Source organism: Enterococcus sp. AZ197, assembly GCF_050556405.1.
In the GTDB taxonomy this organism is placed as follows: domain Bacteria; phylum Bacillota; class Bacilli; order Lactobacillales; family Enterococcaceae; genus Enterococcus; species Enterococcus faecalis.
On the sequence record NZ_CP187873.1, the window covers coordinates 322,150 to 348,055 of the forward strand.

The window sequence follows — 25,906 nt, forward strand, 5'->3', positions numbered from 1 at the left end:
TTTTTATTTTTGTAAAAACGTTTGCATTTTCTTTTTTTATCTGTATAATGAAGTTGTGAATTTCTTTATAATAAATATATATTTCTAAATAAGAAATGAGGGAGTCTGTTGAAGCGAGTATCAATTTTACAAAAATTAGAAAATGCTGGCGTGATTGCTGTGGTTCGCGGAAAGACAAAAGAGGAAGCGCTAAAAGCTAGTCAAGCCATTGTAGCAGGCGGTATGCGGGGGATTGAGTTAACCTTTACTGTTCCTCAAGCAACAGAAGTGATTCAGGAATTAGTTGCGTTATACCAAGAGAATCCTGACGTAGTCATTGGTGCGGGGACAGTTTTGGATGCTACGACTGCTCGTTTAGCTATTGTAGCAGGGGCTGAATATATTGTGAGTCCAAGCTTCGATGAAGAAACCGCTAAAATTTGCAATTTATATCAAGTTCCTTACTTGCCAGGCTGTATGACCATCACAGAAATGAAAGAAGCACTGAAAAGCGGAGCAGATATTATTAAACTATTTCCAGGAAGTGTTTATGGACCGAGTGTTATTTCAGCATTTAAAGCGCCATTGCCTCAGTTAAATATTATGCCAACGGGTGGTGTCAGTTTGGAAAATATGGCCGAGTGGTTTGACGCAGGTGTGACGGCCGTCGGTGTTGGTGGCAATCTGTTAGCGCCAGCAGCAACTGGGGATTTTGAAAAAGTTCGTGAGGTTGCCCAAGCCTATATGGAAAAATTCCAAGCAATCAAAGGGGGGTAGGCACATGGGGAAAGTCGTAACATTGGGAGAAATCATGTTGCGTTTGTCAACGCCTGTCGGAATACGCGTAGCACAAACAGAAAATTTCGCTGTACATTACGGCGGTGGTGAAGCGAATGTAGCGATTTCGTTAGCGAACTATGGCCACCAAGTGACTTTTGCTAGTAAAGTGCCCGATAATTCATTAGGAGAAGCCGCCAAAAAGCATTTAAGTCGTTATGGGGTTTCAACGGAATTTGTACGAACTGGCGGAACACGTCTAGGAACGTATTACTTGGAAACTGGTACAGGAGAACGAGCAGCCAGTGTTGTCTATGATCGCGCCTATTCAAGCTTTGCTCAAATCGAAGAAATGGAATGGGACTTACATGAGCTGTTTTCAGGAGTAGAGATCTTTCATATTTCAGGGATTACAGCGGCGTTATCAAAAAATTGGCAAAGTATGACGGTTGCGTTAGTTAAAGCAGCGAAGCAAGCAGGGTGCCAAGTAAGTTTTGACATTAATTATCGAGGGAAACTTTGGTCCCAGAAAGAAGCGAGCGTGGCATTGAAGGCCATTCTTCCATTTGTTGATATTTGTTCAGCTGGGGTATTAGATGCTCGTTATTTACTGGAGATTCCAGAACCAGAGGAAGAACTTGAAGACGCATTAACGTGGTACTACCGAAAAATGCAAGAACGTTATCCCAACATTCAAGTATTTTATTCAACCAAACGTCAAGTTCATTCAGCGACAGATAATGAATTAATCGGAACGCTATGGTACAAAGGTGCGTATTATACGTCCAAATGTCATCGATTACAACCGATTGTTGACCGTGTCGGTGCCGGTGATGCGTTTGCTGGTGGGGTTTTACATGGCATATTAGCTGCCTATGATCCACAAACCTGCATTGATTTTGCGACAGCGGCTAGTGCGTTAAAACATACTGTCCATGGTGATTGTAATCAATTTAGTCAAAAAGAAGTCCTTGCTTTTTTGGCAACGGGCTCAGGAAAAATAAATAGATAGGAGATTTTAGTTATGCAAAATATGGAAACACGTTATACACATAGTCCGGCGGATATCCGTCACTATTCAACAGAACAATTGAGAGATGAATTTTTAGTAGAGAAAGTTTTTATTCCAGGTGCAATCAGCTTAACCTACACACATAATGATCGGATGATTTTTGGTGGTGTGACACCGACCACAGAAGAATTAGAAATTATTTTGGACAAAGAATTAGGGGTTGACTATTTCTTAGAACGCCGTGAACTAGGGGTTATTAATATTGGGGGACCAGGCTTTATTGAAATTGATGGCGCCAAAGAAACAATGAAAAAACAAGATGGCTATTATATTGGGAAAGAAACAAAACATGTTCGTTTTTCTTCAGAAAACCCTGATAATCCAGCGAAATTTTACATTAGTTGTGTCCCAGCACATCATAAATATCCCAACGTAAAAATTAGTATTGATGAAATTACCCCAATGGAAACGGGTGATCCATTAACATTGAACCAACGTAAAATTTACCAATACATTCATCCAAACGTTTGTGAAAGTTGCCAGTTACAAATGGGCTACACCATTTTAGAACCAGGTAGCGCTTGGAATACAATGCCTTGTCATACACATGAACGTCGTATGGAAGCGTATGTTTATTTTGATATGGAAGAAGATACGCGGATTTTCCACATGATGGGTAAACCAGACGAAACGAAACATTTAGTAATGAGTAATGAACAAGCAGCTATTTCACCAAGCTGGTCAATTCATTCTGGGGTTGGTACAAGTAATTATTCCTTTATTTGGGCCATGTGCGGAGAAAATATTACGTACACAGACATGGATATGGTTGCAATGGATCAATTAAAATAAACCAAAGAAAGAGGAGAAAACATGGAATTTAAAATGAATGATTTTCAATTAGATGGAAAAGTAGCGTTAATTACAGGTGCTGTTTATGGGATTGGCTTTGAGATTGCGAAATCCCTAGCTGAAGCAGGAGCAACAATTGTTTTTAATAACTTATCTCCTGAATCAGTTGAACAAGGCTTGGAAAATTATCGGGCCGCAGGGATTGAAGCACGTGGTTATGTGTGTGATGTCACTGATGAAGAGCAAGTTCAAGCGATGGTTGCTCAGATTAAAGAAGAAGTCGGCTCTATTGATATTTTAGTCAATAATGCGGGAATTATTAAACGAATTCCAATGGTGGAGATGTCAGCAGAAGAGTTCCGTCAAGTGATTGATGTTGACTTGAATGCGCCATTTATTATGGCAAAAGCGGTTATTCCAGATATGATTGAAAAGGGCCATGGCAAAATTATCAATATCTGTTCAATGATGAGTGAACTAGGTCGTGAAACAGTTAGTGCGTACGCGGCAGCAAAAGGCGGACTAAAAATGTTAACGAAAAATATTGCTTCTGAATATGGACAATATAATATTCAATGTAATGGGATTGGACCTGGCTACATTGAAACGCCACAGACGGCGCCATTAAGAGAACCAGGGCATCCATTTAACGAATTCATCTTGGGACGAACACCTGCTAATCGTTGGGGCACACCAGCAGACTTAGCTGGCCCAGCAGTTTTCTTAGCATCTAACGCTTCTGACTTTGTTAACGGACATATCTTATATGTCGATGGTGGAATTTTAGCTTATATTGGAAAACAACCATAAATAAGTAACAAAAAGCGGACATACCTAAAAAGGATGTCCGTTTTTTGTTATTTACTCATTGATTGAATTGGTAAAAACCGTATCTAATTTTTAAAAAAAGTCAATTTTTGACAGTAATTCGTCAAGATTAACTATATAATTTGCTAACATTCCTTGCTAAACTAAAATTACAAAAAAATGAAAGCGTTTCATTTGCGCTGGTGGGATGGAAAAGGAGTTTTGATTGCCGATGATTATTAAACAGGAACAATTCATACCAAAAGATACAGTAGAAACAACGATTGACTTATTAATTAGAAATTTAACAACGATTAAAGATAACACAGGTGAATTTCTGTTAGATTTTGATGGTTTAAAAGTTGATGACAAAAGTTGGACGATTTGGAACTGGCCGCAAGGCGTTGGGTTGTATGGTATATATAAGAATTATCGAAATACTAAAAGTGAAAAAGCTTTACAAGTAGTTAACGACTGGTTTGAAGGTCGGATGCAAGAAGGCGCGCCGCCTAAGAATGTGAATACGATGGCTCCGCTTTTAACAATGGCTTATCTATATGAAGACACTAAAGACTCTAAATATATACCTTACTTAGAGCAATGGGCGGAATGGGTGATGGAAGAAATGCCCCGAACGAATGAAGGGGGCTTGCAACATGCGACATATGGACCAGAAAATAAAAATCAATTATGGGATGATACGTTAATGATGACTGTCTTACCTTTGGCAAAAATTGGTAAGTTGTTGAATCGACTCGATTATTTGGAAGAAGCAAAGCATCAATTTTTAATCCATATTAAATATTTACAAGATAAAAAAAGTGGTCTATGGTATCACGGTTGGACTTTTGAGGGAAATCATAACTATGCGGAAGCACTGTGGGCAAGAGGGAACTGCTGGATTACGATTGCTATTCCAGAAATTATTGAAATCTTAGAGTTGCCAAAAGGAGATAGTTTACGGGAATTTTTATTAAGTACCCTCAATGCGCAAGTGGCAGCTTTAGCGAAATACCAAGATGAATCTGGTTTATGGCATACATTAATTAATGATTCAAATTCGTATTTAGAATCTTCTGCGACAGCGGGATTCGCTTATGGGATTTTAAAAGCGGTTCATAAAAAATATATTTCTTCTGAATATGAAGAAGTGGCAAACAAAGCAATTGCTGGCTTACTAAATGAGATTGATGAAACGGGAGAAGTACAACATGTGTCAGTTGGTACAGGAATGGGTGATAATTTAGATTTTTATCGCACAATTGGAATGACAGCGATGCCTTATGGTCAATCATTAACAATCCTATGTTTGACTGAATTGCTTGTTTCTTATTGCTAGAAAAGTAAGGAGAAAAGTTCATGAAAAAAAGAAAGGTTTTATTTACAGCAGTTATGGTATTGGCAGGATTACAGTTGCTAAGTGGTTGCGGCAAAACAGAAGCTTCGGCAAATGATACGGTAGTCTTGCGCTATGCGTATGCTAGTAATAGCCAACCAGTTATCGATTCTATGAAGAAATTCGGGGAATTGGTAGAGGAAAAAACAGATGGTAAAGTTCAAATTGAATACTTTCCAGATGGTCAGTTAGGGGGAGAAACAGAACTAATTGAATTAACACAAACAGGTGCAATTGATTTTGCAAAGGTCAGTGGATCAGCATTAGAAAGTTTTTCTAAAGATTATTCTGTATTTGCCATTCCGTATATTTTTGATAATGAAAAACATTTTTTTAAAGTAATGGATAATCAAGCGCTAATGCAACCAGTGTATGATTCTACAAAAAAATTAGGATTTGTTGGTTTAACTTATTATGACTCTGGTCAACGAAGTTTTTATATGAGCAAAGGGCCTGTTACATCTCCAGATGATTTGAAAGGTAAAAAAATTCGGGTCATGCAAAGTGAAACCGCCATCAAAATGGTAGAACTTTTAGGGGGTTCGCCAGTACCTATGGGTAGTTCGGAAGTATATACTTCTCTACAATCTAATCTAATCAACGGTGCAGAGAATAATGAGTTCGTTTTATATACAGCTGGTCATGGTGGTGTGGCTAAGTATTATTCTTATGATGAGCATACTCGAGTGCCAGATATTGTGATTATGAACGAGGGAACAAAAGAACGTTTGACAGCGAAACAAGAACAAGCGATTGAAGAAGCAGCAAAAGAATCGACCGCTTTTGAAAAAACGGTCTTTAAAGAAGCGGTTGAAGAAGAAAAGAAAAAAGCACAAGCAGAATATGGCGTTGTGTTCAATCAAGTAGACAGTGAACCATTCCAAAAACTTGTTCAACCGTTGCATGAATCATTCAAAAATAGCTCAGAACATGGCGAACTGTATCAGGCTATTCGCCAGTTGGCGGACTAATTAAGGAGGTAATTATGAAAGGTTTTAGAAAATTTTTAAATCGACTTTTAGAAATACTTGGATCAATCATTCTTGCTGCAATGGTTTTGGTCGTTTTGTACCAAGTGTTTGCCCGGACAGTGTTAAAAAATCCTAGTACCTTAACAGAAGAATTTGTTCGCTTTGCATTGGTCTGGCTGGCGATGTTAGCTTCTGCTTATGTGGTTGGAAAAAAGGGACATTTAGCAGTAACTTTGTTAAGTGAAAAATTACAAGGGAAACAAAAACGCTTTTTAGAATTTATTGTTCAATTGTTGTTCCTACTTTTTGCAGGAGTGATTATGATATTTGGCGGTTGGAATGGTGTAGTAATTACGTTAGGACAAATTTCACCATCTTTGGCAATTCCTATGGGTTATGTCTATTTAGCCGTTCCAGTGGCAGGTGTTTTGATGTTTATTTATAGTTTGATGAATTTGCTAGAGTTATTCACGCAATCAAAAGATTCTTAATGCGTTTATAGAAGAAAAAGAATAGGAGTAAAAATATGGCTTTAGAAGCAGGCATTATCTTATTTGTAGTTTTTGCAGTCTTATTGGTAGTTGGTATGCCAATTGGTATGAGCATTGCGGCATCTTCAATTGCAACATTGTTATTAGTAATTCCTTTTGAAGCAGCTGCATTTACCTCAGCTCAAAAAATGGTCTCTAGTTTAAATAGTTTCTCTCTCGTAGCAATTCCGTTTTTTATTTTTTCTGGTGTGATTATGAATAATGGGGGAATTGCCCAAAAGTTGGTAAATTTTTCTATGTTATTTGTTGGTCGTGTTCCCGGCGCGCTAGCACATACTAATGTGTTAGGGAACGCATTATTTGGTTCGATTTCTAGCTCTGCAATTGCAGCATCTACTGCTATTGGTGGCGTGCTAATTCCGCAACAAGTAAATGAGGGCTATGATCGGAAATTTGCAACGGCTGTAAATATTGCCTCTGCTCCTACAGGAATGGTTATTCCACCAAGTACAGCGTTTATTATGTATTCATTGGTGGCTGGTGGGGCCTCTATTTCTTCTTTATTTTTAGGAGGTTATTTGGTAGGTTCTTTGTGGGCGTTAGGAATTATGGTGGTAGCCTATGTTATTGCAAAACGTCATAATTATCCTACTGTGGCAAAAGCAAAAAAAGGAGAAGTCAGCAAGGTTCTGCGAGAAGCGGTTCCCAGTGTATTGTTAATTGTCATTATTATTGGCGGTATTTTGACGGGGTTATTTACAGCGATTGAAGCATCAGCAATTGCTGTCGCATACTCATTATTGATTTCAATGTTTTACTACAAAACAGTGAAAATAAACGATTTACCTAAAATGTTAAAAGAGGCTGTCTTGATGAGTGGAACCATTATGTTCTTGTTGGCAACTTCTTCAATGATGTCTTTTGCGATGGCTTTTACAGGGATACCAGAAGCAATCAGTACAGCTATTTTAGGAATCACAGACAATAAATACTTAATTCTACTATTAGTAAACGTTGTCCTATTGTTTGTGGGAATGTTTATGGATGTTGGTCCAGCTATTTTGATTTTTACGCCAATCTTTTTACCAATTGTTATGAATGTTGGAGTGGATCCAGTTCATTTTGGTTTATTTGCGATTATGAACTTGTGTGTTGGTTCAATTACACCACCTGTTGGAACAGGATTATATGTTGGTGCTAGTGTTGGGGGTGTTAAAGCTGAGCAAATGCTGAAACCACTAGTTCCATTTTATCTGGTAATCTTAGCAATTTTACTTTTAATCACATATGTACCTGAACTTGTCATGTGGTTACCAAATCTAATTTCTTAATTCAATACAAATTGTCTAACAACCCCAATTGAGCGAAATATAAGTTGTTCAATCAACTAGATTTGGTAATTTACTATAAAATATTGAGTTTAGGAGGCATAGAAATAAAAAATCTCTCTATGACGTTATGTGTCATAGAGAGATTTTTTAGAAGCCACTTTTACGGTATTGACTAGGAGTTAATCCAGTTCGCTTTTTAAATAATCGACTAAAGTAGGCATAGTTTTCTAAACCAACATCTACAGCAATTTCTTTCACTGTTTGATTAGAATAGCGTAGTAAATCTTTTGAATAAGAAATTTTTTTACTAATTTGATATTTAATTGGCGGTAATCCAATGTATTTGGAGAACTCTTTGTTCAATTGATATTTATTTAAATGAAAGAGTTGAGCCAAGTCTTCTAAAGAAATTGTTTCTTTGAAATGTTGATCAATGTAAGCTTTCATTTCCAAAACCAATGATGGAATCGTTTCGTAGGTAAAGTCTTGACGATACTTTTGCAACAATAATTCGTTCAGTAATTGATGAATTAAAACGGAAGACTGGTAATCAGTTTGCGCATGTTGTAAATCTTGTAATTGTAATAGCTGCTGAATGATTAAATGAATAGGATTATCTTCTGGAAGCTGATTAGTGGAGAAAACTGGTGAACCATTTTTCATAAATTCTTGGAAAAAAGCACCAGAATTTCCTCCTTCAAAATGAATCCAGTCCATTTCCCAAGGATCTTCGCTGGTTGCTTGATAGTATTGATAATCCCGACAGTCAATAAAGAATAAATCACCTCTCTGTAAGCTGTATGTATGATAACGATAGCGTAATTCCCCAGTACCATTTAGCGTGAATTTAATTAAGTATGATGGTAAATGTGCCCGCTCCGTATAATAAGGGCGCGAGGCTTTAAACTGTCCAATTTCCTGTATGTAATAAAAAAGTGTGCGACTTTTGCTGCTAGGTGTCAAAATATGTCGCTTAGAATCGTCTGACCAAGAGTAGTCGGCTTTTTCCCAATAATCCATAAGAACCTCCTAATTACCAAGATAGTACAATTATATCTCAAAATTGTGAGAGGTGAAAGCGCTATTTTTTGTTTATGATGAATACATAAAGTTAGTCTAACGTACAAAAAATAAAAATAGTGAAAGGATTGACAACTATCAACAAAGTGAAAAAAGAACAAGTTGAGAAACGAACCTATTTAGCGGTTGATATTGGCGCTTCTAGCGGTCGCATAATGAAAAGTCAACGCTTAGCGAATGGTCAGATAACAATAGAAGAAATTCATCGTTTTAAAAATGGTTTTCATCAAAAAGATGGGTATCAGCGTTGGGATATGGCTAGTTTAGTTCATGAGTTACTGCTTGGTCTGCAAAAAGTTAAACAATTAGGTATCAAGGAATGCTTTATTGGAATTGATACTTGGGGTGTTGACTATTGTCTGCTGGATCAATCTGGACAACTTTTGGACGAACCGATTGCTTATCGAGATGGACGGACAGAAGCAGCTGTAACAAATTTTTCAAAAGGCTATTCATTAGAAAAATTGTACCAACAAACGGGGATTCAAGTTCAACCTTTTAATACCATTTTTCAGTTATTTGTAGAGGAAAAGGAACGTTTGGCTGCAGCCAGTCAATTGTTGTTAATCCCTGATTACTTAGGTTATGTCTTTACTGGAAAAGCAGTCATCGAAGCAACCAACGCCTCCACCACGCAACTGTTGAATGCTGGAACGAAACAATGGGAAAGTGAATTACTGGATTTCCTAGGAATTGATGAAACACTATTTCCAACATTAGTAGAGCCGGGCACGATTTTAGGCGACCTGCAAACAGCGGCTTTTCCAGACTATGATTTACCAAATGCAACGTTGATTACGATAGCTAGTCATGATACAGCTTCAGCAATTTTAGGTACGCCAGGCATTGGCGATGACTGGGCGTACATTAGCAGTGGTACTTGGTCTTTATTAGGCATTGAAACGACTGTTACAACAATTTCTGCTGAAGCTTTCCAAGAAAATTACACGAATGAATGGGGCGCCCAGAACACAATTCGTTTCTTAAAAAATATTATGGGTATGTGGCTAATTCAAGAAGTGGCACGGCACCAAAACTACCAATATAGCTATGCTGAATTGGCCGCCTTAGCTGAAAAAGAACCAGCATTTCAACAATTTATTGATGTAAATGATCCTCGTTTTTTAAATCCGGGAAATATGATTACTGAATTACAAGCCTATTGCCGTGAAACACAACAAACAGTTCCTGAAAGCCCTGGTGAACTCGCTCGTTGTATTTATGATAATTTAGCATTGTGTTACAGCGTAGAACTAGAAAAATTAGCTCAATTAACAGGAATCGAACGGAAAATTACAACTTTACATGTTGTCGGTGGTGGTTCCAATAATTGTTTATTGAACCAGCTAACTGCTGATGTTGCTAATGTTACAGTGAATGCGGGACCTGGGGAAGCAACTGCTTTAGGTAATCTTTTGATGCAGATGATTGCAACAGGTGAACTTAAAGATATTCCAGCAGCTCGTACTTGTATCCAAACATCTTTTCCCACGGAAATCTATCAAGCAAATCCAATTGATTCAACAATAAAAAATCGCTATCAAGCATTTATGAAAAGGAGCTCATTATGACAACCATTACACAAAAATATGAAGAAGCGAAAGAAAAATATGCCAGTATTGACGTAGATACCGAAGCTGTATTGGAAAAAATGGCTGATGTCAAAATTTCAATGCATGTGTGGCAAGGAGATGATGTGAGAGGCTTCTTAAGTGAGGATGAACTTTCTGGTGGTATTTCAGTTACAGGGAATTATCCAGGCGTTGCTCGAAGTCCCCAGCAACTACGTCAAGATTTAGAAAAAGCGTTTTCTTTAATTCCAGGAAAACACAAATTGAATTTGCATGCTATTTATTTAGACACAGAGGAAAGGGTGGATTTAAACGAACTGGAACCAAAGCATTTTGAACCATGGGTGACTTGGGCAAAAGAAAATGGCTTAGGATTGGACTTTAATCCAACCTTTTTCTCGAATCCAATGTACCGCGATGGCTTTACTTTAGCTCATCCGAATCCGCAAGTTCGAGACTTTTGGATTGAGCATGGGAAACGTTCACGAAGAATTGCTGAATATTTTGGAAGAGAATTAGGACAAGTAGCTGTCAATAACTTTTGGGTGCCAGATGGCTTTAAAGATAACCCAGTTGATCGTTTAACGCCGAGAAAGCGGCTAATGGCTTCGCTAGATGAAATTTTTTCAGAGGAAATTGATCCAGCTTATACAGTCGATGCGGTGGAAAGCAAGCTCTTTGGGATTGGGTCAGAAGCCTATACAGTTGGGTCTCATGAATTTTATATGGGCTACGGTTTAACGCGGAATAAATTAATTTGTTTAGATGCTGGTCATTTTCATCCAACAGAAGTGATTTCTAATAAGTTATCTTCATTATCCTTATTTGGCGAAGGAATGCTATTACATGTCAGTCGTCCAGTTCGCTGGGATAGTGACCACGTTGTCATTATGGATGATGAATTGCAAGAAATTGCCAAGGAGTTAGTTCGCAATGATTTATTAGGAAAAACACACGTGGGCTTAGATTTCTTTGATGCCACAATCAATCGTGTTGCCGCTTGGGTGATTGGCACCCGCAATACACAAAAAGCGTTAATGAAAGCGATGCTTGAGCCAACAAGCGTCTTAAAAGAAGCTGAATTGATAGGAGATTTTACCACACGTTTAGCCTTAACGGAAGAGTTAAAAGACTTTCCATTTGCCGATATCTGGAACTACTACTGTCAAGAAAATCACGTACCTATCGGCTTAGATTGGTTAACGGATGTTCAAGAATACGAAAAAGTGATTTTACCAACTCGTCAATTGCCAACAGGTAAAGATAGTTGTCGTTTTTCATAAAATTAACAAACGAGAGGAACTTCTAAAATGAAAAAAATGAACGTGTTACAAGCACCATTTGTGGAAGAAATGGTCAAAACGACCAAAAATTTATATCGTTTAGGTTGGGATGAACGAAATGGCGGAAATATTTCGTATTTATTAAAAGAGGAGGAGATTTTACCTTTTCTAAATCCAACACAAGTGCTCCGAAAGATTCCAATGAAATTTGATGCAACGAAATTAGCAGGAAAATATTTTATCGTGACAGGCTCAGGAAAATATTTTAAAAATGTCTGTGATGCACCAAGCGAAAACTTAGGGATCTTACGAGTTAGTGAAAATGGCCAGGAATTAGAACTATTGTGGGGCTTAGAAGATGAAGCTGTACCAACGAGTGAATTACCTAGCCATTTTATGAGCCATATTGCTCGTTTAGCTGTTGATCCAGAAAATCGCATTGTCATGCATAATCATGCGAGTCATTTATTAGCAATGAGTTTTACTCACGAATTAGATGAAAAAGTCTTTACTAGAACATTATGGCAAATGTGTACCGAATGTTTAGTAGTATTTCCAGACGGTGTTGGTATTATTCCGTGGTTGGTTCCTGGAACGAATGAAATTGGTGTAGCAACGGCTGAAAAAATGAAAGAATCTCGTTTGGTTTTATGGCCGCAACATGGTATTTATGGTACTGGCCGTGATATGGATGAAGTATTTGGTTTAATTGAAACTGCCGAAAAAGCCGCTGAAGTGTACACTTATGTTTGTGCGCAAGGAGGCGTTCGCCAAACAATTTCAGATGCAGATTTATGGCGCTTAGCAGAAGCGTTTGGTGTGACACCGAAAGTTGGCTATTTGGAAGAGAAAGTATCAAAACGGAGAAAGCTATGATAAAAAAAGCCTTTTGTATGCAAGTATATCCTGATCAACATGCCGAATATCAACGACGTCATGAGAAGTTATGGTCAGAAATGCGTCAAATGCTGAAAGAACATGGGGCAATTAAGTATCAAATTTTTTTAAATCCTGAAACCAGTACACTTTTTGGTTATTTAGAAATAGAAGATGAAGCTCGCTGGGAGCAAATAGCACTGACACCAATCAATCAAAAATGGTGGAACTATATGGAAGATATTATGGAAACAAATCCTGATTGCTCGCCGATGACGGCTGAATTAAAAAAAGTTTTTGAACTATAATTTAAAATAGAACAGTTTGTTATAGTGAATCGTATGATTGTACACAAAACAACTTACTTGAGTGGAGTTGATTTCAAGGGATTGTTCTGGAACTTACAAAGAAAGCCTTTGTGGTAACGGCTGTTCCAGAAAGTAATAAATTGTACCAACATTAGCTGTAACTGTTTATTCAAAAAATAGTTAACTTCTAAAAAAAGAGGTGAATCTTGTTGAAGAGTGTAAAAGAAATCCGGAAATCACAAGTAAATAGTATGATTTCAGATCAATATGAGATCTTTCATGTAAAAGATATGGTTAGTCCAGAAAAAACCATCTATCATTACCACGATTTTTATGAAGTCCATTGTACGTTAAAAGGGGTAGCAACGTTCTTTTTAGATGGACATCAATTTGATGTTGAAGCAGGGACCGTTTTACTCATTCATTATCATGATTTACATCGAATTATTAAGCAGAGTACTGATGATTTCGAACGGATGTATATTTTTTTAACACCCGATTTTTTACAACAACGATCTAGTAAACGGACAAACTTGTCTGCTTGTTTTCAACATTTTGGTCAGCGTCGTAGTAAAGTTATCAAAGTGGATGTAGCAAAATTAGCAAACTACTTGACCCCGTTAGATCATTCTCCTTTGCCAGAAGAATATGGTGCGGATGTTCGTTATGAACAACAACTGTTAGACTTTTTAATTTACTTAAATCAATTAGTTCTGAAAGAAGAGAATGAGAGCCAACCAAAACAAATGATTGAAAATGAACGAATTGAAGCAATGATTACCTACATTTCTCAAAATTTGGATCAACCATTAACCTTAGAACAGATGGAAAAAAATTTTTTTGTGACTAAGTATTATGTAACGCGGGAATTTAAGAAACATACAGGATTTACTTTCCATCAATTTGTGCTGAAAAAGAAACTACTTTACGCTAAACAGTTATTAAAAGAATATCGCAGTGCTAGTGATGTTTACCTGAAATGTGGATTTAAATCATATCCACACTTTTTGAAATCCTTTAAAAAAGAGTTTAATATGACACCAAAAGAATTTTTGGTGCAACATAAGAATAATCAGATCATTCATTTTGATCATTACGAAGAATCTATCAAGAAAGTGAGGCTTGAGTAAAATGTTGACACTTGCAGTACGTGCCCATGATGTTGGCACCAAAATATCTCCTGTGGAATTGGCTAAAAAAATTGCTGAAACGAACATAACTTCAATTCAATTTGCCTTAGGTATTTCTTATCCAGAATATGCAAGTGCTGCTGTTCTATCTCCAGGACTAGGAAGCCAATTGAAGAATATTTTCGAAGATGAAAAGATTACGATTAGCGTCCTAAGTTGTTATATTAATCTGATTCATCCAGATTTAGAAGAGCGAGAAAAACGACTGCATCAATTTGAAACATACATTCGTTACGCTTCAATGTTTGGGGCAAAAATCGTTGCAACTGAAACAGGCAGTATATATGAAACGATTTATTACACTGAAGATAATTATACAGAAGAAGCCTACGAAGAAGTTTTATTTTCTGTTAGAAGATTATGTCGAGAAGCTGAAAAGTATGGGATAATTGTTGGGATTGAACCAGGAATCAATCATCCAATTCATACAATTGAAAAAATGCAACGATTGATTGACGAGGTTGCTTCAACTAATTTAGGTATTATTTTGGATCCTACCAACTTAATTCGAGTAGATATAGATAAAACGTATTTGGAAATAGTAGAAGAAGCGTTTGAGTGTTTTGGTGAAAAAATCGTTGCTTTTCATTTGAAAGATTTCATTATAAGAAATCAGCAGATATTTCCGGTAGCCATTGGCGAAGGGCAGGTACCTCTTACAGAAACCATTCAATTTTTGAATAAACATAAGCCCGGACTGTTCACTATTTTTGAGGAAACACCATTTGAAAAAATAGCAAGTGCCTATCAAAAAGTTTCGCAATATCATTCCATTTAGATAAAAATGTGCAACAAAAAACATCTCGATTTTTTGAGATGTTTTTCGTTGCTTAATAAGACAAAATATAAAATATACTTGCCTTAAAAACTCACATAAAAGAAAGAAGCAATCGCCACAGCAAATGAAATAATAGCAAACACTAAGCTACTCCATAGTCCTAACAGAATAAATGGTGAGGTTCTTTTGCCGCCCTCTTTCTTTAAGTAGGAAAATGTTCGTCCAGTAACAATGAATTGCCAGATACTAATCAATAAAAAAATACCGCCAATTAAGTAACGCATGTCCTCGTCCTCCTTCTACTTAGTATACCACTTGATGAAAACGTTATCAAAACGCTGTATAAAAAAGTTGCCTTTCAAAAAAGAGAAAGGCAACTTTTTTGACGGTTTAACGGACGTCACCCATTAAGTTTTGGATTGGTTTTTTCACAATGAATAAGAGAATCCCAGCAACGACAGCTACAAGTCCGACAATCCCAAAATATGCTGACTCTGTTCCAGGTGTATAGAAACGAGCAATTTGAGCGTTAATGGCTTGTGAAGCGGCATCTGCTAATAACCAAATAGCAACGGTTTGAGCTTCGAAAGCTTTCGGTGCTAATTTTGTAGTAATCGATAAGCCAACGGGAGATAAACACATTTCTCCGACAATCATAATGAAGAAACTAAAGAATAACCAAAGTGGACTCACCCGTCCTTCGGTACCATAAAGTAGACCTGGCAACATTAATAAGACGAAGGAAAGACCAGCAAAGACTAGCCCTAGTGAAAACTTCACAACTGTTGATGGTTGACGTTTACCTAGTTTTGTCCATAATGTAACAAAAATAGGGGTCAAAATAACTACGAATACAGGATTTAATGATTGGAACCAGCTAGCGGCAATCGGGAAGCCAAACAAACTCGTTTGCGTCCGTTCATTTGCAAATAGAGCAAGAATAGACGAACCTTGTTCTTCCAATGACCAGAAAACAATTGCTGCTAAGAATAATGGCAAGTAAGCCAGAACTTTTGGTTTTTCTTCAGCAGTGACATCTTTAGACGTTAACATTTTGCTGAAATAATAAACAGGTAACAGGATTCCTAACACGCTGATGGTATTAATAAAGAAATCAATTGTTAAATGTCCTGTGACATAGGCGCCACCAAAAATAAGTAAAGCAACGACAATTGCCAACATAAATGCTTTAGCAAATTTCTTTTGCTCTTCTTTAGACATTGGATTAGTTGGGGCTTGACCAATCCCAGCAAGAGATTTACGTCCTTGGAAATAATATTGTAGTAGCCCGAAGAACATCCCTACTGCGGCAACGGAAAAGCCTAAATGATAATTATATTCTTGTCCTAAAGTTCCGACAACAAGGGGAGCGATTAAGGCTCCGATATTAATCCCCATGTAAAAAATGGAGAAGCCTGCATCTCTACGTAAGTCAGTTTTTGAATAAAGATGGCCAACCATCCCTGAAACATTTGGTTTTAACATCCCAGTCCCAAATACAATCAACATAATAGAAACGAATAAGGCGGGAACACCAAATGGGGTAGCGAGAACAATATGTCCAGCAATGATTAACAAACCACCAATAAAAACAGTTTTCCTTGAACCTAAGACACGGTCAGAGACCCAACCGCCAATGATACTGGACATGAAAACCATTGATCCATAAATGGACATGATGGCTAAGGCAGTTGCTTTGGGGAGACCTAAACCGCCATTGGCTACGGTATCGTAAATGTAATACATTAGAATAGCACGCATGCCGTAGTAACTGAAACGTTCCCACATTTCTGTGAAGAACAGTGTTGCTAGTCCTTTCGGTTGTCCCAGAAAGGATTTGTCTAATTTCTCAAGTTGTTCTTTGTCACTCATAGATAAAACTCCAATTCTTATAATATTCAGAATATTTGATAATAAAATGACTTAAATGTAGATTCATATATTTTATTACTCATAGATTGGAAAATAGAAAGAGAAAAAACTGATTACGTTTTTAAATAACAAGCGTTCGATTGATTGTTTGTTTTTTATTCGTGAATTACAATAAAAATGAATATTTATTCTGCTTTATTTTCAATACTTTGTTTTCATAGTTGCTTTAGCTGTTCCTTTTTTGAATAAGATTAAAATGAATAAATAACAAGCAAAATATAAGATTTTTTTGTTTAACTCTTTTTGTTTCAATAGGAAGTGCTTAGTGTTTTTTCAGAATCGAAAAATGAATACGATAAAAAATTTAACTATATAATAGAAGGAAAAATAAAAATAGTGAATGATAAAAAAATTCAAAGAAAACACCTGTTCTTTTTAGGCGTGAGTTTTTGAAAAAAACATTCTCATGTCTAGTATCTTTAACATTTTGTTACTTTTTGACTGAAACGAATGTAAAAAAACCGACATTTAATGGCTAATCAAGGGTTAGAAAACGGTTTCTCAAAAATAAAATCCTGTTTTTTTAACTTTTTTTCGCAAAATATAAACAGGATAATATCAAGCTTCCAGCAGCTTTTTATTACAAAATGTAACAAAATCGACATTCTAGTAATAAATTGTCACGAGATATTCACCTACGGCTGGCCATTCGATGATAAAGTATGTGAAGTCGTTTCGATAAAGCGAAGCAGACGTGGTTGTTGCCGAGAGCTAAGAGCAACAATCAAATATTTTTAATTACAAAGGAGAAACATACATGAAATCAATCAAAACGATTTTACTTGGAACAACTTTGGCCGCAGGTTTAGGATTATTCTTAGGAACAGACGCAAACGCAGAAAGCTTATATACAGTTAAAGCAGGAGATACTTTATCAACAATTTCTCATCAATTTGCAGGAGACAATAGCTTAATTCAAAAAATTGCTTCTGATAACAAATTGCCAAACCTTGATTTAATTTTTGAAGGAGAACAATTAGTTATTCGTTCAGAAAAAGAAGTTGCTAATACTCCAGCACCAGCTGTAGAAGTTGCACCAGTTCAACAAGTAGTTGAACAACCTGTTGCACAACCAGTACAACAAGAAGTACAACAACCTGTTGCTCAAGAAGTAGCGCAACCAGCAGCACCTGCCGCAAGCAGTGATGCAAAAGAGTGGATCGCACAACGTGAATCTAGTGGTTCTTACGATGCAACAAACGGTCAGTATATCGGTCGTTACCAATTATCTGCCTCTTATTTAAATGGTGACTATTCACCTGCCAACCAAGAACGCGTGGCAGATCAGTACGTAGCAGGTCGCTATGGTTCATGGGATGCAGCTAAATCATTCTGGTTAGCAAATGGTTGGTACTAAAATTAAATAAACGAAGTAATCTAATTACTTATTAAAAACTATAAACAAAAAAACAGTAACCTGTAAAGATTACTGTTTTTTTTGTCGATTTGTTAAGGTACAACGCCCCACGCTCGTCAATTGGTGGTCTGCGTTATAAATTTTTGCTTCCCAAACTTGAAGGGTCTTTCCCGAGTGATCGGGTGTCGCAATCACGGTAAGGCTACCATCATGGACACTACGAAGATGATTTACTTGTAAGTCTATGCCGACAGCAAAAGTGTTTTCAGGAACGTTTTCGTTCGCACCTAAACTACAGGCAGTTTCAATTAAGATGCCGTTTAAGCCCCCGTGGACAAGGCCATAGGGTTGTTTATGCACGTCTTTTACCGCTAAAGTAAGCTGACATTTCTCAGCAGAAACCTGTTGAATCGTGATGCCTAAATACTCTAAAAGATGAATAGTAATCAGTCCTTTCTAATAAAAGAGAGAATAAAAGGTTTTTTATTTATTATACAGGAATGAAGAAAATTTGAAATAGCCATGTTTTTTCTTAAAATTCAAGCGACTTTTTCTCTAAAGTGCCGATTCTTGTGTATAATAGAAAAGATGAGATTAATGAAGGAGGTTTCCTAATGAGAAACTGGACAACAATTAAAGAATATGATGAAATTTTATTTGAGCAAGAAGGCAAAGTAGCAAAAATTACTATCAACCGCCCGCATGTTCACAACGCATTCACACCAAAAACAGTCATGGAAATGATTGATGCATTCAACATTAGTCGTGATAAAGAAGATGTCGGGGTTATTATTTTAACAGGCGCAGGTGACCAAGCATTCTGTTCTGGTGGCGATCAAAAAGTTCGAGGTAATGGTGGGTACGTTGGCGAAGACAACATTCCACGTTTAAATGTGTTAGATTTACAACGGTTAATCCGTGTCATTCCCAAACCAGTAATCGCAATGGTGAAAGGCTGGTCCATTGGCGGCGGCAATGTTTTACAATTAGTTTGTGATTTAACAATTGCGGCTGAAAATGCTAAGTTTGGGCAAACAGGACCAAATGTCGGTAGCTTTGATGGTGGATACGGCTCAGGTTACTTGGCGCGCGTTATCGGCCATAAAAAAGCGAAAGAAGTTTGGTTTATGTGTAAACAGTATTCTGCTCAAGAAGCTTTAGATATGGGCTGGATTAATACAGTTGTTCCATTGGATCAAGTAGAAGATGTGACAATGGAGTGGGCAGAAGAAATGTTAACCAAAAGCCCGATTGCTTTACGGATGATTAAAGCCTCTTTAAATGCCGATACAGATGGCTTGGCTGGTGTGCAACAATTAGCTGGTGATGCGACACTTCTTTACTATACAATGGCTGAAGCACAAGAAGGCCGAGATGCATTTAAAGAAAAACGGACACCAGATTTCGATCAATTCCCTAAATTCCCATAAACCAATGACTTGGTTAAATAAACAAGTACAAAAACGTCCCGATCATCCTGCTTTTTATTTTCAGGATGAATCTTGGACGTTTTTAGAAGTGCAACAAGAAGTCAGCCATTGGGTAGCCACATATCAACAGGTGCTTGCACCAGAAGAAAAACGTGTGGCTTTATTCAGTAAGAACAGCAAAGAGTTGTATTTTTCAATTCTAGCCTTATGGGAATTGGGGAAAGAGTTATTATTTTTAAATACGCATTTGACACTTGCTGAACTGACTTTTCAGTTAAAAGATGCGCAAGTTAAAACGATTATTGGTGCGCCTGAAACGCAGGCTTTGTTAGAGGAGATTTCTTTTGTCGACGTTCAGCCAATGGTTAAAAAACAGCATAGTCTTTCACATCAGGAGTTTCAACAGCCAAGTGACTTAGAGTCGGTGGCTTCTATTATGTATACATCTGGAACTACAGGACAGCCTAAAGGGGTCTTGCAACGGTTTAAAAATCATTTGGCCAGTGCTAGAGGCACTCAAGAAAATATGGGGATTACTGCTGAAGATTGTTGGTTGTGTGCAGTCCCATTATTTCACATTAGCGGATTGTCGATTGTTGTTCGACAACTCGTCTTAGGTTGTAGTATTCGCCTTTACGATAAATTTGATGAACAGCAAGTGACACAAGATTTACAAGAAGGCCGTGGAACCGTCATTTCAGTGGTTGCGACAATGTTACAACAATTATTGTCTGTCTATCCTGAAGCTGGCTACAGCGTCAGCTTTAAAGGAATGTTATTGGGCGGCGGACCGATTGCACCGGATAAATTAGCGCAGTGTGAGGAAAAAGGGATTCCAGTCATTCAATCTTACGGGATGACGGAAACGTGTTCGCAAGTTGTTGCCTTGAAATTTGAAGATGCGGCGCTGAAAATCGGCTCTGCTGGGCAACCGTTAAAAGATATGCAGATCAAAATTGTTGATGAACTAGGACAAGAACAGCCAGAAAAGCAAGTCGGGGAAATTTTACTTAAGGGACCAAACGTTGTTTCAGGTTATCTTAACCAGCGTCAACCTGAAAAATGGACAGCGGATGGTTGGTTTAAAACAGGCGACATGGGCTATTTAGATGCACAAGGGTACCTGTATTTGGTTAGTCGTTTAAGTGAACTCATTATCTCTGGTGGTGAAAATATTTACCCCACTGAGGTTGAACAGGTGTTACAGGCGATAACAGGAATTAAAGCAGCGGCAGTTGTAGGAGAACCAGATGCGCAATGGGGAGCCGTCCCAGTTGCATATGTGATTAGTGACCAAGAAATCACCTTAGCGCAAATTCAAGACCAGTGTTCACGAAAACTGGCAAAATATAAACGACCGAAACGCATTTATTTTTGTCATTCTTTCCCGCAAACAGCAAGTGGAAAGATTGCCAAACATCGTTTCATGACAGAAGAAAGAGAGGCGTTTTTAATCAGATGAAATTGCCTGATGAATTACGACAAGCCTATCAGAAGAATGCCCGTCAGTTCAGTTGGGTTTTTCCATTAGAAACAGAACAAACAGCCTTGACAATTTTTGCCGCTGGTGAAAAGGCATACCAAGGAGAACGTTTTTTTTGGCAAACGCCGAAAAAAGATTTTGCTTTGGTTGGCTTCGGATATGAAACTATCTTAAAAGGCGCAGAAACAGAAACGCATCAATTGAACAACTTTTTAAAAAAAGAGGCGGCAACTCGTTTTCAAAATATGTCTATTTCTGGTACGGGGGCCCTTCTGTTTGGCGGTTTGCCTTTTGATACAGAACAAACGCCTACTGAGGCCTGGGGAGAGTTAGGGGAAGGTTGGTTTTATCTACCAAGTATTCTATTTACTTTTTCAGGTTCACGTATTTATGGAACGCTGAACTTTTCAGGTTCTAGTGAACAAGAAGTCGAGGAACGTTGGTCGACTTTGGTGGCTCAGTTTGATCGCTTGTTAGCTACCTGTGAGGAGTTGCCAGCTGTAGCGGAAACAAAGATTGACAAGGAAGAAGTTGCCGTGACTGAATGGCTACAAGCTGTCAACGAAACAGTAGCAGTCTTAAGAGAAGATGGCCCTTTAAAAAAAGTGGTTTTGGCTCGACAACTTGCTGTGAGCAGTCCTGAAAAAATTCGAAGTAACCAAGTGCTCATTAATTTAATGGCACAACAACAAAATACGTATTTGTTTGCTTTAGAAGCCAAAGACACAAGTTTCATTGGTGCAACACCAGAACGACTTCTGTTGGGTACTAAAGAAACGTTTGCGACCGCTTGTATTGCAGGAACCATTAAAACGGGTCAAACACCAGAAGAAACGAAAGCTTTAGGAGCACAACTTTTACAAGACCGCAAAAATACCGGAGAACACCAAATTGTGGTGGAACGTTTAGCGAAAGAGTTGGCGAAGATGGCGACTTCTGAAAACAGTATTCAAGCACCCATTATTTTGGAAAATCGAGATGTACAACATCTTTATGTGCCAATCTCGGGTCAACGTAAACCGGGAATTTCGTTCTTGGAAAGTGTGATGCAGTTACACCCAACGCCAGCTTTAGGTGGTGAGCCCAAAGAGTTGGCAGTCGAATGGATTCGACAATATGAGCCAGGGAGTCGTGGGTTATATGGTGCGCCAATCGGTTGGATTTCAGGGAATGATGATAGTGGCGAGTTCGCTGTGGCCTTGCGTTCAGGTGTCTTTGCTGGTCAGCAAGGCGTTCTTTATGCAGGTTGTGGTATTGTTGCGGATTCCCAAGCAGAGCTAGAAAGAGAAGAAACGAAAATAAAATTTCAACCGATGTTACGAGGAATTGGAGGGCAGGTTTAATGAATCATCAAGAAACAATGACCGATTATTTAATGGCCTTTATTGAAGGCTTAAAAAATAGTGGGGTTGAACAAGCAGTCATTAGTCCAGGGTCCCGTTCCACACCACTGGCTTTATTACTTCATCGGGAAACCGCAATCCAAACTTTTGTCGATGTCGATGAACGTTCCGCTGCTTTTTTTGCTTTAGGATTAAGTAAAGCGAGTCAAAAACCAGTGGTCTTACTTTGTACCTCTGGAACAGCAGCTGCAAACTATTATCCAGCAATTTGTGAAGCCAATATTAGCCATGTGCCTTTAGTCGTTTTAACAACAGATCGGCCGCATGAGTTACGTCAAGTTGGTGCTCCTCAAGCCATGGACCAATTACAAATGTATCAAAATCACGTGAAATTATTTGTTGAAATGGCTTTGCCAGAAGCAACAGAAGAGATGTTGAATTACGCCTATTGGCAAGGCGCTAAAGGAGCAGCATTCGCGCAACAAACGCCTGCAGCACCTGTTCATTTGAATTTTCCTTTGCGGGAACCATTATTACCTGACTTAGAGAGAAAAACAAAGAGTTCTCAACAAACGGCTTTATTCGCTGGTCAATCAATCCTTTCTACAGAACAAGTGCAACAGTTAGCGGATCAATGGTACCAGAAAAACGGCGTCTTGGTTGTCGGTGGCAGTCATACAGAGGAAGAAGCGACGTTATTTATTCAATTAGCCGAAGCTTTGCAATGGCCGTTACTAGCGGATCCTTTAGCAAACATTGTGACACATGGGCAAAATAGTGAAGTTGTTATTGCACACAGTGATCTGTTTCTAAATGTGGCGACCTTGCCACAAGAACCAGAAGTGGTAGTGCGTTTTGGTTCGCTGCCAATTTCTAAAAACATCATGTTATGGTTGAAACGCTTAGCAACGACAGAGACTGCTTTTTATTTTGTGGACGAAAATGGGCAATGGCAAGAGCAATTGAAAAAATCACAAACAGTTATTCAGGCAAAGGAAACCACGTTTGTAGAACAACTACTAACGGTTGTCAAACCAACAGAAGCGACTTGGTTAGCACAATGGCTCCTGCTGGAAAAAACGGTCTCTGAAGTTCTTCTAGAAACGCTGAACGCGACAGAATTAAATGAAACAACAGCCAGCTTAGCTGTTCACCAAACAATGAAAGAAAATGGTCAGTTATTTGTATCTAATAGTATGGCTATCCGCTACTTAGATCGATTTATGGATAGTCGCCCTTATCGGATGTTTGGAAATCGCGGCATCAACGGGATTGATGGGATTGTTTCAACTGCTTTAGGAATGAGTGCCATAGCACCGACACAGCAAAACGTTCTACTGATTGGTGATTTAGCGCTATATCATGATATGAATGGTTTATTTTTGGCTAAACGTTATCAGTTGCCGTTAACAATTGTTTTATTAAATAACAATGGTGGCGGGATTTTCTCTTTTCTATCTCAACGAACTTTACGTGAGGACGATTTCGAGCCTTTATTTGGAACACCGCTTGATTTAGATTTTTCGTTAGTTGCTGAACTTTACGGTGCTTCGTACCAAGAAGTCAAAACAATCGCGGAGCTCAAGCAAATTTTACAAGCAGCGGCTGAAGAACCACAATTTCAAGTGATAGAAGTCAAAGGAAATCGCCAAGAGAATGTTCATTTGTACGAATCAATTTTAGCTGAAATTGGTAGACGAGTAGAAAGACAGGGGATTTCATGGAACGGTTAATTCGGGGGATGCAGTACCATTATCAATGGTTAACACCTTTTGATGCAAAGCGAACGACAGTAGTCTGTTTACACGGTTTCACAGGAACGTTAGCCACGTTTGCAGCCGTTTTTCCCAGTCAAACACCTTATAACGTTTTAGGAATTGACTTACCTGGGCATGGCGCGACTGCTAGTTTGGTAGCGCCAGAGCGTTATACCATGAAACAGGTTTGCCATGATCTTGCTGAACTAACCGAATCGCTAAATTTGCCTTGCTTTTGTTTATTAGGCTATTCAATGGGCGCTCGAACAGCTTTAGGTTTTGCATTACATTATCCACAAAAGGTACAGCATCTTTTATTGGAAAGTGGATCACCAGGTTTGGCCACTGCCGCAGAACGTCAGGCTCGTATCTGTCAAGATCATCGTTTGGCGGAACGTCTTTTAGAGGAACCGCTGGTGGATTTTATTGATTTTTGGCAAGAATTACCGTTATTTCAAACGCAAAAAGCCTTGTCTGTGGCACAGCAAATGGCCATTCGTCAGGAACGTTTGAGCCAATCGGCATTTGGATTGGCTAGTAGTTTGTGGTATATGGGGACAGGAGCGCAAGAGAGTTACTGGGAACGTCTAGTAGAATTGCAGCCGATTCCTACCGATTTATTGGTAGGCGGCGAAGATCAAAAATTTATTGGGATTGCGAAAAAAATGCAGGCACGTCAACCGTTGTTGAGGCTGACAATTTTTCCTGAAGCAGGACATTGTATCCATTTAGAACAACCAACGATTTTCTATGAAAAGGTGACAGCGTTATTGGAAGGAGCTATCTGAATGAACATTCAATCAATTGAAACCTATCAGGTTCGTTTGCCTTTAAAAACGCCGTTTGTCACGAGCTATGGTCGCCTGGAAGAAAAAGCGTTTGATCTATTTGTAATAACGGATGAGCAAGGAAATCAAGGGTTTGGCGAATTAGTGGCTTTTGAGCAACCTGATTATGTGCAAGAAACGTTGGTAACCGAACGCTTCATCATCCAACAGCATTTAATTCCGTTACTTTTAACAGGAGCGCTTGAACAGCCGCAAGAGGTTTCAACAATTTTTGAAGAAGTTAAAGGGCATTGGATGGGAAAAGCTGCGTTAGAAACTGCCATCTGGGATTTATATGCCAAACGGCAACAGAAGAGTTTAACTGAATTTTTTGGACCAACGCGGAGGAAAATTCCTGTAGGGATTAGTTTAGGGATTCAAGAAGACTTACCTCAATTACTTAAACAAGTTCAGTTAGCTGTAGAAAAAGGGTATCAACGAGTGAAGCTGAAAATTCGTCCCGGTTATGATGTGGAACCTGTTGCTTTGATTCGTCAGCATTTTCCTAACTTGCCTTTAATGGTCGATGCAAATTCAGCGTATACATTGGCAGATTTGCCTCAATTGCAACGTTTAGATCACTATCAATTAGCGATGATTGAACAGCCTTTTGCTGCAGATGATTTTTTAGACCACGCACAATTACAAAGAGAACTGAAGACAAGAATTTGTTTGGATGAAAATATTCGTAGTCTCAAAGACTGCCAAGTGGCGTTAGCATTGGGCAGTTGCCGTAGTATCAATTTGAAGATTCCTCGTGTAGGTGGGATTCACGAGGCGTTGAAGATTGCCACATTTTGCCAAGAAAATGATTTATTGGTTTGGTTAGGTGGCATGTTTGAGTCTGGTGTTGGTCGCGCATTGAATTTGCAATTTGCGTCACAGCCTACCTTTTCCTTTCCAGGTGATATTTCAGCAACGGAACGCTATTTTTATGAAGATATCATCACGGAACCTTTTATTTTAGAGCAAGGGACAATGACCGTGCCTCAGGGACTTGGTATTGGTGTTACACTTTCCCAGACGAATTTGCTAAAATACAGTCAGTATCAAAAAATCATGTAATGATAACAAA

The 25,906-nt window shown here is 38.3% G+C and carries 25 protein-coding genes; 21 read left to right on the forward strand and 4 right to left on the reverse strand.

The genetic code is table 11. The annotated features are described in order from the left end of the window. The first annotated feature begins 108 nt into the window (after positions 1–108). From IGK82_RS01620 to IGK82_RS01655, 8 genes are all read left to right on the forward strand, one after another. A complete protein-coding gene (locus tag IGK82_RS01620) occupies positions 109–756 on the forward strand; it encodes a bifunctional 4-hydroxy-2-oxoglutarate aldolase/2-dehydro-3-deoxy-phosphogluconate aldolase (RefSeq protein WP_430605137.1) in 648 nt (215 codons plus the stop codon). Between the two features lie 4 nt (positions 757–760). Next, on the forward strand, positions 761–1,768 hold the full coding sequence (locus IGK82_RS01625) for a sugar kinase (protein WP_002385349.1): 1,008 nt from the start codon (positions 761–763) through the stop codon (positions 1,766–1,768). A gap of 12 nt (positions 1,769–1,780) precedes the next feature. Beyond that, positions 1,781–2,620, forward strand: a complete 840-nt coding sequence (gene kduI, locus IGK82_RS01630; RefSeq protein ID WP_002355301.1) for a 5-dehydro-4-deoxy-D-glucuronate isomerase — start codon at positions 1,781–1,783, stop codon at positions 2,618–2,620. Positions 2,621–2,641: 21 nt separating this feature from the next. Further along, on the forward strand, positions 2,642–3,430 hold the full coding sequence (locus tag IGK82_RS01635; RefSeq protein ID WP_002355302.1) for a gluconate 5-dehydrogenase: 789 nt from the start codon (positions 2,642–2,644) through the stop codon (positions 3,428–3,430). A gap of 229 nt (positions 3,431–3,659) precedes the next feature. Further along, positions 3,660–4,766: a glycoside hydrolase family 88/105 protein gene (locus IGK82_RS01640; RefSeq protein ID WP_002385348.1), complete on the forward strand. Its 1,107-nt coding sequence runs from the start codon at positions 3,660–3,662 to the stop codon at positions 4,764–4,766. Positions 4,767–4,786: 20 nt separating this feature from the next. Beyond that, on the forward strand, positions 4,787–5,794 hold the full coding sequence (locus IGK82_RS01645) for a TRAP transporter substrate-binding protein (protein WP_002358408.1): 1,008 nt from the start codon (positions 4,787–4,789) through the stop codon (positions 5,792–5,794). Between the two features lie 14 nt (positions 5,795–5,808). Then, complete coding sequence (locus IGK82_RS01650) at positions 5,809–6,285, forward strand: TRAP transporter small permease (protein WP_002355305.1); 477 nt, start codon at positions 5,809–5,811, stop codon at positions 6,283–6,285. A gap of 35 nt (positions 6,286–6,320) precedes the next feature. Continuing rightward, positions 6,321–7,616, forward strand: coding sequence for a TRAP transporter large permease (locus IGK82_RS01655; protein WP_002355306.1), 1,296 nt, complete (start codon positions 6,321–6,323; stop codon positions 7,614–7,616). Between the two features lie 147 nt (positions 7,617–7,763). Here IGK82_RS01655 and IGK82_RS01660 read toward each other — a convergent pair whose 3' ends face one another. Then, positions 7,764–8,636 (reverse strand): helix-turn-helix domain-containing protein, encoded by an 873-nt coding sequence (locus tag IGK82_RS01660; RefSeq protein WP_002355307.1) that lies wholly within the window; start codon positions 8,634–8,636, stop codon positions 7,764–7,766. A gap of 119 nt (positions 8,637–8,755) precedes the next feature. On the opposite strand from IGK82_RS01660, the gene rhaB reads away from it, so the two are divergent. The 6 genes from rhaB to IGK82_RS01690 all read left to right on the forward strand — a co-directional run bounded on the left by rhaB (position 8,756) and on the right by IGK82_RS01690 (position 14,702). Next, positions 8,756–10,267: a rhamnulokinase gene (rhaB, locus tag IGK82_RS01665; protein ID WP_016622043.1), complete on the forward strand. Its 1,512-nt coding sequence runs from the start codon at positions 8,756–8,758 to the stop codon at positions 10,265–10,267. Beyond that, positions 10,264–11,550, forward strand: coding sequence for an L-rhamnose isomerase (gene rhaA, locus IGK82_RS01670; protein WP_016622042.1), 1,287 nt, complete (start codon positions 10,264–10,266; stop codon positions 11,548–11,550). Before rhaB ends, rhaA begins: the two co-directional genes overlap by 4 nt. A 27-nt stretch (positions 11,551–11,577) precedes the next feature. Beyond that, a complete protein-coding gene (gene rhaD, locus IGK82_RS01675; RefSeq protein ID WP_002363003.1) occupies positions 11,578–12,426 on the forward strand; it encodes a rhamnulose-1-phosphate aldolase in 849 nt (282 codons plus the stop codon). Next, entirely contained in the window at positions 12,423–12,734 is a 312-nt protein-coding gene (gene rhaM, locus IGK82_RS01680; RefSeq protein WP_016622041.1) for an L-rhamnose mutarotase, read from the forward strand. Before rhaD ends, rhaM begins: the two co-directional genes overlap by 4 nt. Positions 12,735–12,985: 251 nt before the next feature. Beyond that, on the forward strand, positions 12,986–13,864 hold the full coding sequence (locus IGK82_RS01685) for an AraC family transcriptional regulator (RefSeq protein ID WP_002358417.1): 879 nt from the start codon (positions 12,986–12,988) through the stop codon (positions 13,862–13,864). Position 13,865: 1 nt separating this feature from the next. Next, on the forward strand, positions 13,866–14,702 hold the full coding sequence (locus IGK82_RS01690) for a sugar phosphate isomerase/epimerase family protein (protein ID WP_010709207.1): 837 nt from the start codon (positions 13,866–13,868) through the stop codon (positions 14,700–14,702). Between the two features lie 83 nt (positions 14,703–14,785). On the opposite strand, the gene IGK82_RS01695 is transcribed toward IGK82_RS01690, so the two are convergent. Together IGK82_RS01695 and IGK82_RS01700 are read right to left on the reverse strand one after the other, a co-directional pair. Next, on the reverse strand, positions 14,786–14,986 hold the full coding sequence (locus tag IGK82_RS01695; protein ID WP_002355314.1) for a hypothetical protein: 201 nt from the start codon (positions 14,984–14,986) through the stop codon (positions 14,786–14,788). A 106-nt stretch (positions 14,987–15,092) separates the two neighbouring features. Further along, a complete protein-coding gene (locus tag IGK82_RS01700) occupies positions 15,093–16,574 on the reverse strand; it encodes a peptide MFS transporter (protein WP_002355315.1) in 1,482 nt (493 codons plus the stop codon). 817 nt (positions 16,575–17,391) lie between these two features. On the opposite strand from IGK82_RS01700, the gene IGK82_RS01705 reads away from it, so the two are divergent. Beyond that, a complete protein-coding gene (locus IGK82_RS01705; protein WP_002355317.1) occupies positions 17,392–17,991 on the forward strand; it encodes a LysM peptidoglycan-binding domain-containing protein in 600 nt (199 codons plus the stop codon). A gap of 69 nt (positions 17,992–18,060) precedes the next feature. On the opposite strand, the gene IGK82_RS01710 is transcribed toward IGK82_RS01705, so the two are convergent. Beyond that, positions 18,061–18,441, reverse strand: coding sequence for a PaaI family thioesterase (locus tag IGK82_RS01710; RefSeq protein WP_172437429.1), 381 nt, complete (start codon positions 18,439–18,441; stop codon positions 18,061–18,063). 110 nt (positions 18,442–18,551) lie between these two features. Between IGK82_RS01710 and menB the strand changes: the two genes are divergently transcribed. The 6 genes from menB to menC are packed head-to-tail and all read left to right on the forward strand — an operon-like array spanning position 18,552 to position 25,896. After that, on the forward strand, positions 18,552–19,421 hold the full coding sequence (gene menB, locus IGK82_RS01715; RefSeq protein ID WP_002383695.1) for a 1,4-dihydroxy-2-naphthoyl-CoA synthase: 870 nt from the start codon (positions 18,552–18,554) through the stop codon (positions 19,419–19,421). Positions 19,422–19,425: 4 nt separating this feature from the next. Beyond that, positions 19,426–20,883 (forward strand): o-succinylbenzoate--CoA ligase, encoded by a 1,458-nt coding sequence (locus IGK82_RS01720; RefSeq protein WP_016617046.1) that lies wholly within the window; start codon positions 19,426–19,428, stop codon positions 20,881–20,883. After that, positions 20,880–22,247 (forward strand): isochorismate synthase, encoded by a 1,368-nt coding sequence (locus IGK82_RS01725; RefSeq protein WP_010709209.1) that lies wholly within the window; start codon positions 20,880–20,882, stop codon positions 22,245–22,247. Before IGK82_RS01720 ends, IGK82_RS01725 begins: the two co-directional genes overlap by 4 nt. Further along, positions 22,247–23,980, forward strand: a complete 1,734-nt coding sequence (gene menD / locus IGK82_RS01730) for a 2-succinyl-5-enolpyruvyl-6-hydroxy-3-cyclohexene-1-carboxylic-acid synthase (protein ID WP_002387681.1) — start codon at positions 22,247–22,249, stop codon at positions 23,978–23,980. The genes IGK82_RS01725 and menD overlap by 1 nt, the downstream gene beginning before the upstream one ends. After that, entirely contained in the window at positions 23,968–24,792 is an 825-nt protein-coding gene (menH, locus tag IGK82_RS01735) for a 2-succinyl-6-hydroxy-2,4-cyclohexadiene-1-carboxylate synthase (protein WP_010709210.1), read from the forward strand. Before menD ends, menH begins: the two co-directional genes overlap by 13 nt. After that, positions 24,793–25,896, forward strand: a complete 1,104-nt coding sequence (gene menC / locus IGK82_RS01740; protein WP_016622039.1) for an o-succinylbenzoate synthase — start codon at positions 24,793–24,795, stop codon at positions 25,894–25,896. The last annotated feature ends 10 nt before the right edge of the window (positions 25,897–25,906 follow it).

What these genes read in the sequence shown, in the direction of transcription:
- menC (WP_016622039.1), top strand. Translation starts at nt 24,793, where the DNA reads ATGAACATTCAATCAATTGAAACCTATCAGGTTCGTTTGCCTTTAAAA.
- IGK82_RS01660 (WP_002355307.1), bottom strand. Translation starts at nt 8,636, where the DNA reads ATGGATTATTGGGAAAAAGCCGACTACTCTTGGTCAGACGATTCTAAG.
- IGK82_RS01695 (WP_002355314.1), bottom strand. Translation starts at nt 14,986, where the DNA reads ATGCGTTACTTAATTGGCGGTATTTTTTTATTGATTAGTATCTGGCAA.
- IGK82_RS01700 (WP_002355315.1), bottom strand. Translation starts at nt 16,574, where the DNA reads ATGAGTGACAAAGAACAACTTGAGAAATTAGACAAATCCTTTCTGGGA.
- menH (WP_010709210.1), top strand. Translation starts at nt 23,968, where the DNA reads ATGGAACGGTTAATTCGGGGGATGCAGTACCATTATCAATGGTTAACA.
- IGK82_RS01705 (WP_002355317.1), top strand. Translation starts at nt 17,392, where the DNA reads ATGAAATCAATCAAAACGATTTTACTTGGAACAACTTTGGCCGCAGGT.
- IGK82_RS01650 (WP_002355305.1), top strand. Translation starts at nt 5,809, where the DNA reads ATGAAAGGTTTTAGAAAATTTTTAAATCGACTTTTAGAAATACTTGGA.
- rhaM (WP_016622041.1), top strand. Translation starts at nt 12,423, where the DNA reads ATGATAAAAAAAGCCTTTTGTATGCAAGTATATCCTGATCAACATGCC.
- menD (WP_002387681.1), top strand. Translation starts at nt 22,247, where the DNA reads ATGAATCATCAAGAAACAATGACCGATTATTTAATGGCCTTTATTGAA.
- IGK82_RS01635 (WP_002355302.1), top strand. Translation starts at nt 2,642, where the DNA reads ATGGAATTTAAAATGAATGATTTTCAATTAGATGGAAAAGTAGCGTTA.
- IGK82_RS01720 (WP_016617046.1), top strand. Translation starts at nt 19,426, where the DNA reads ATGACTTGGTTAAATAAACAAGTACAAAAACGTCCCGATCATCCTGCT.
- IGK82_RS01690 (WP_010709207.1), top strand. Translation starts at nt 13,866, where the DNA reads ATGTTGACACTTGCAGTACGTGCCCATGATGTTGGCACCAAAATATCT.
- IGK82_RS01625 (WP_002385349.1), top strand. Translation starts at nt 761, where the DNA reads ATGGGGAAAGTCGTAACATTGGGAGAAATCATGTTGCGTTTGTCAACG.
- IGK82_RS01640 (WP_002385348.1), top strand. Translation starts at nt 3,660, where the DNA reads ATGATTATTAAACAGGAACAATTCATACCAAAAGATACAGTAGAAACA.
- IGK82_RS01655 (WP_002355306.1), top strand. Translation starts at nt 6,321, where the DNA reads ATGGCTTTAGAAGCAGGCATTATCTTATTTGTAGTTTTTGCAGTCTTA.
- IGK82_RS01725 (WP_010709209.1), top strand. Translation starts at nt 20,880, where the DNA reads ATGAAATTGCCTGATGAATTACGACAAGCCTATCAGAAGAATGCCCGT.
- IGK82_RS01685 (WP_002358417.1), top strand. Translation starts at nt 12,986, where the DNA reads ATGATTTCAGATCAATATGAGATCTTTCATGTAAAAGATATGGTTAGT.
- rhaD (WP_002363003.1), top strand. Translation starts at nt 11,578, where the DNA reads ATGAAAAAAATGAACGTGTTACAAGCACCATTTGTGGAAGAAATGGTC.
- rhaA (WP_016622042.1), top strand. Translation starts at nt 10,264, where the DNA reads ATGACAACCATTACACAAAAATATGAAGAAGCGAAAGAAAAATATGCC.
- IGK82_RS01645 (WP_002358408.1), top strand. Translation starts at nt 4,787, where the DNA reads ATGAAAAAAAGAAAGGTTTTATTTACAGCAGTTATGGTATTGGCAGGA.
- kduI (WP_002355301.1), top strand. Translation starts at nt 1,781, where the DNA reads ATGCAAAATATGGAAACACGTTATACACATAGTCCGGCGGATATCCGT.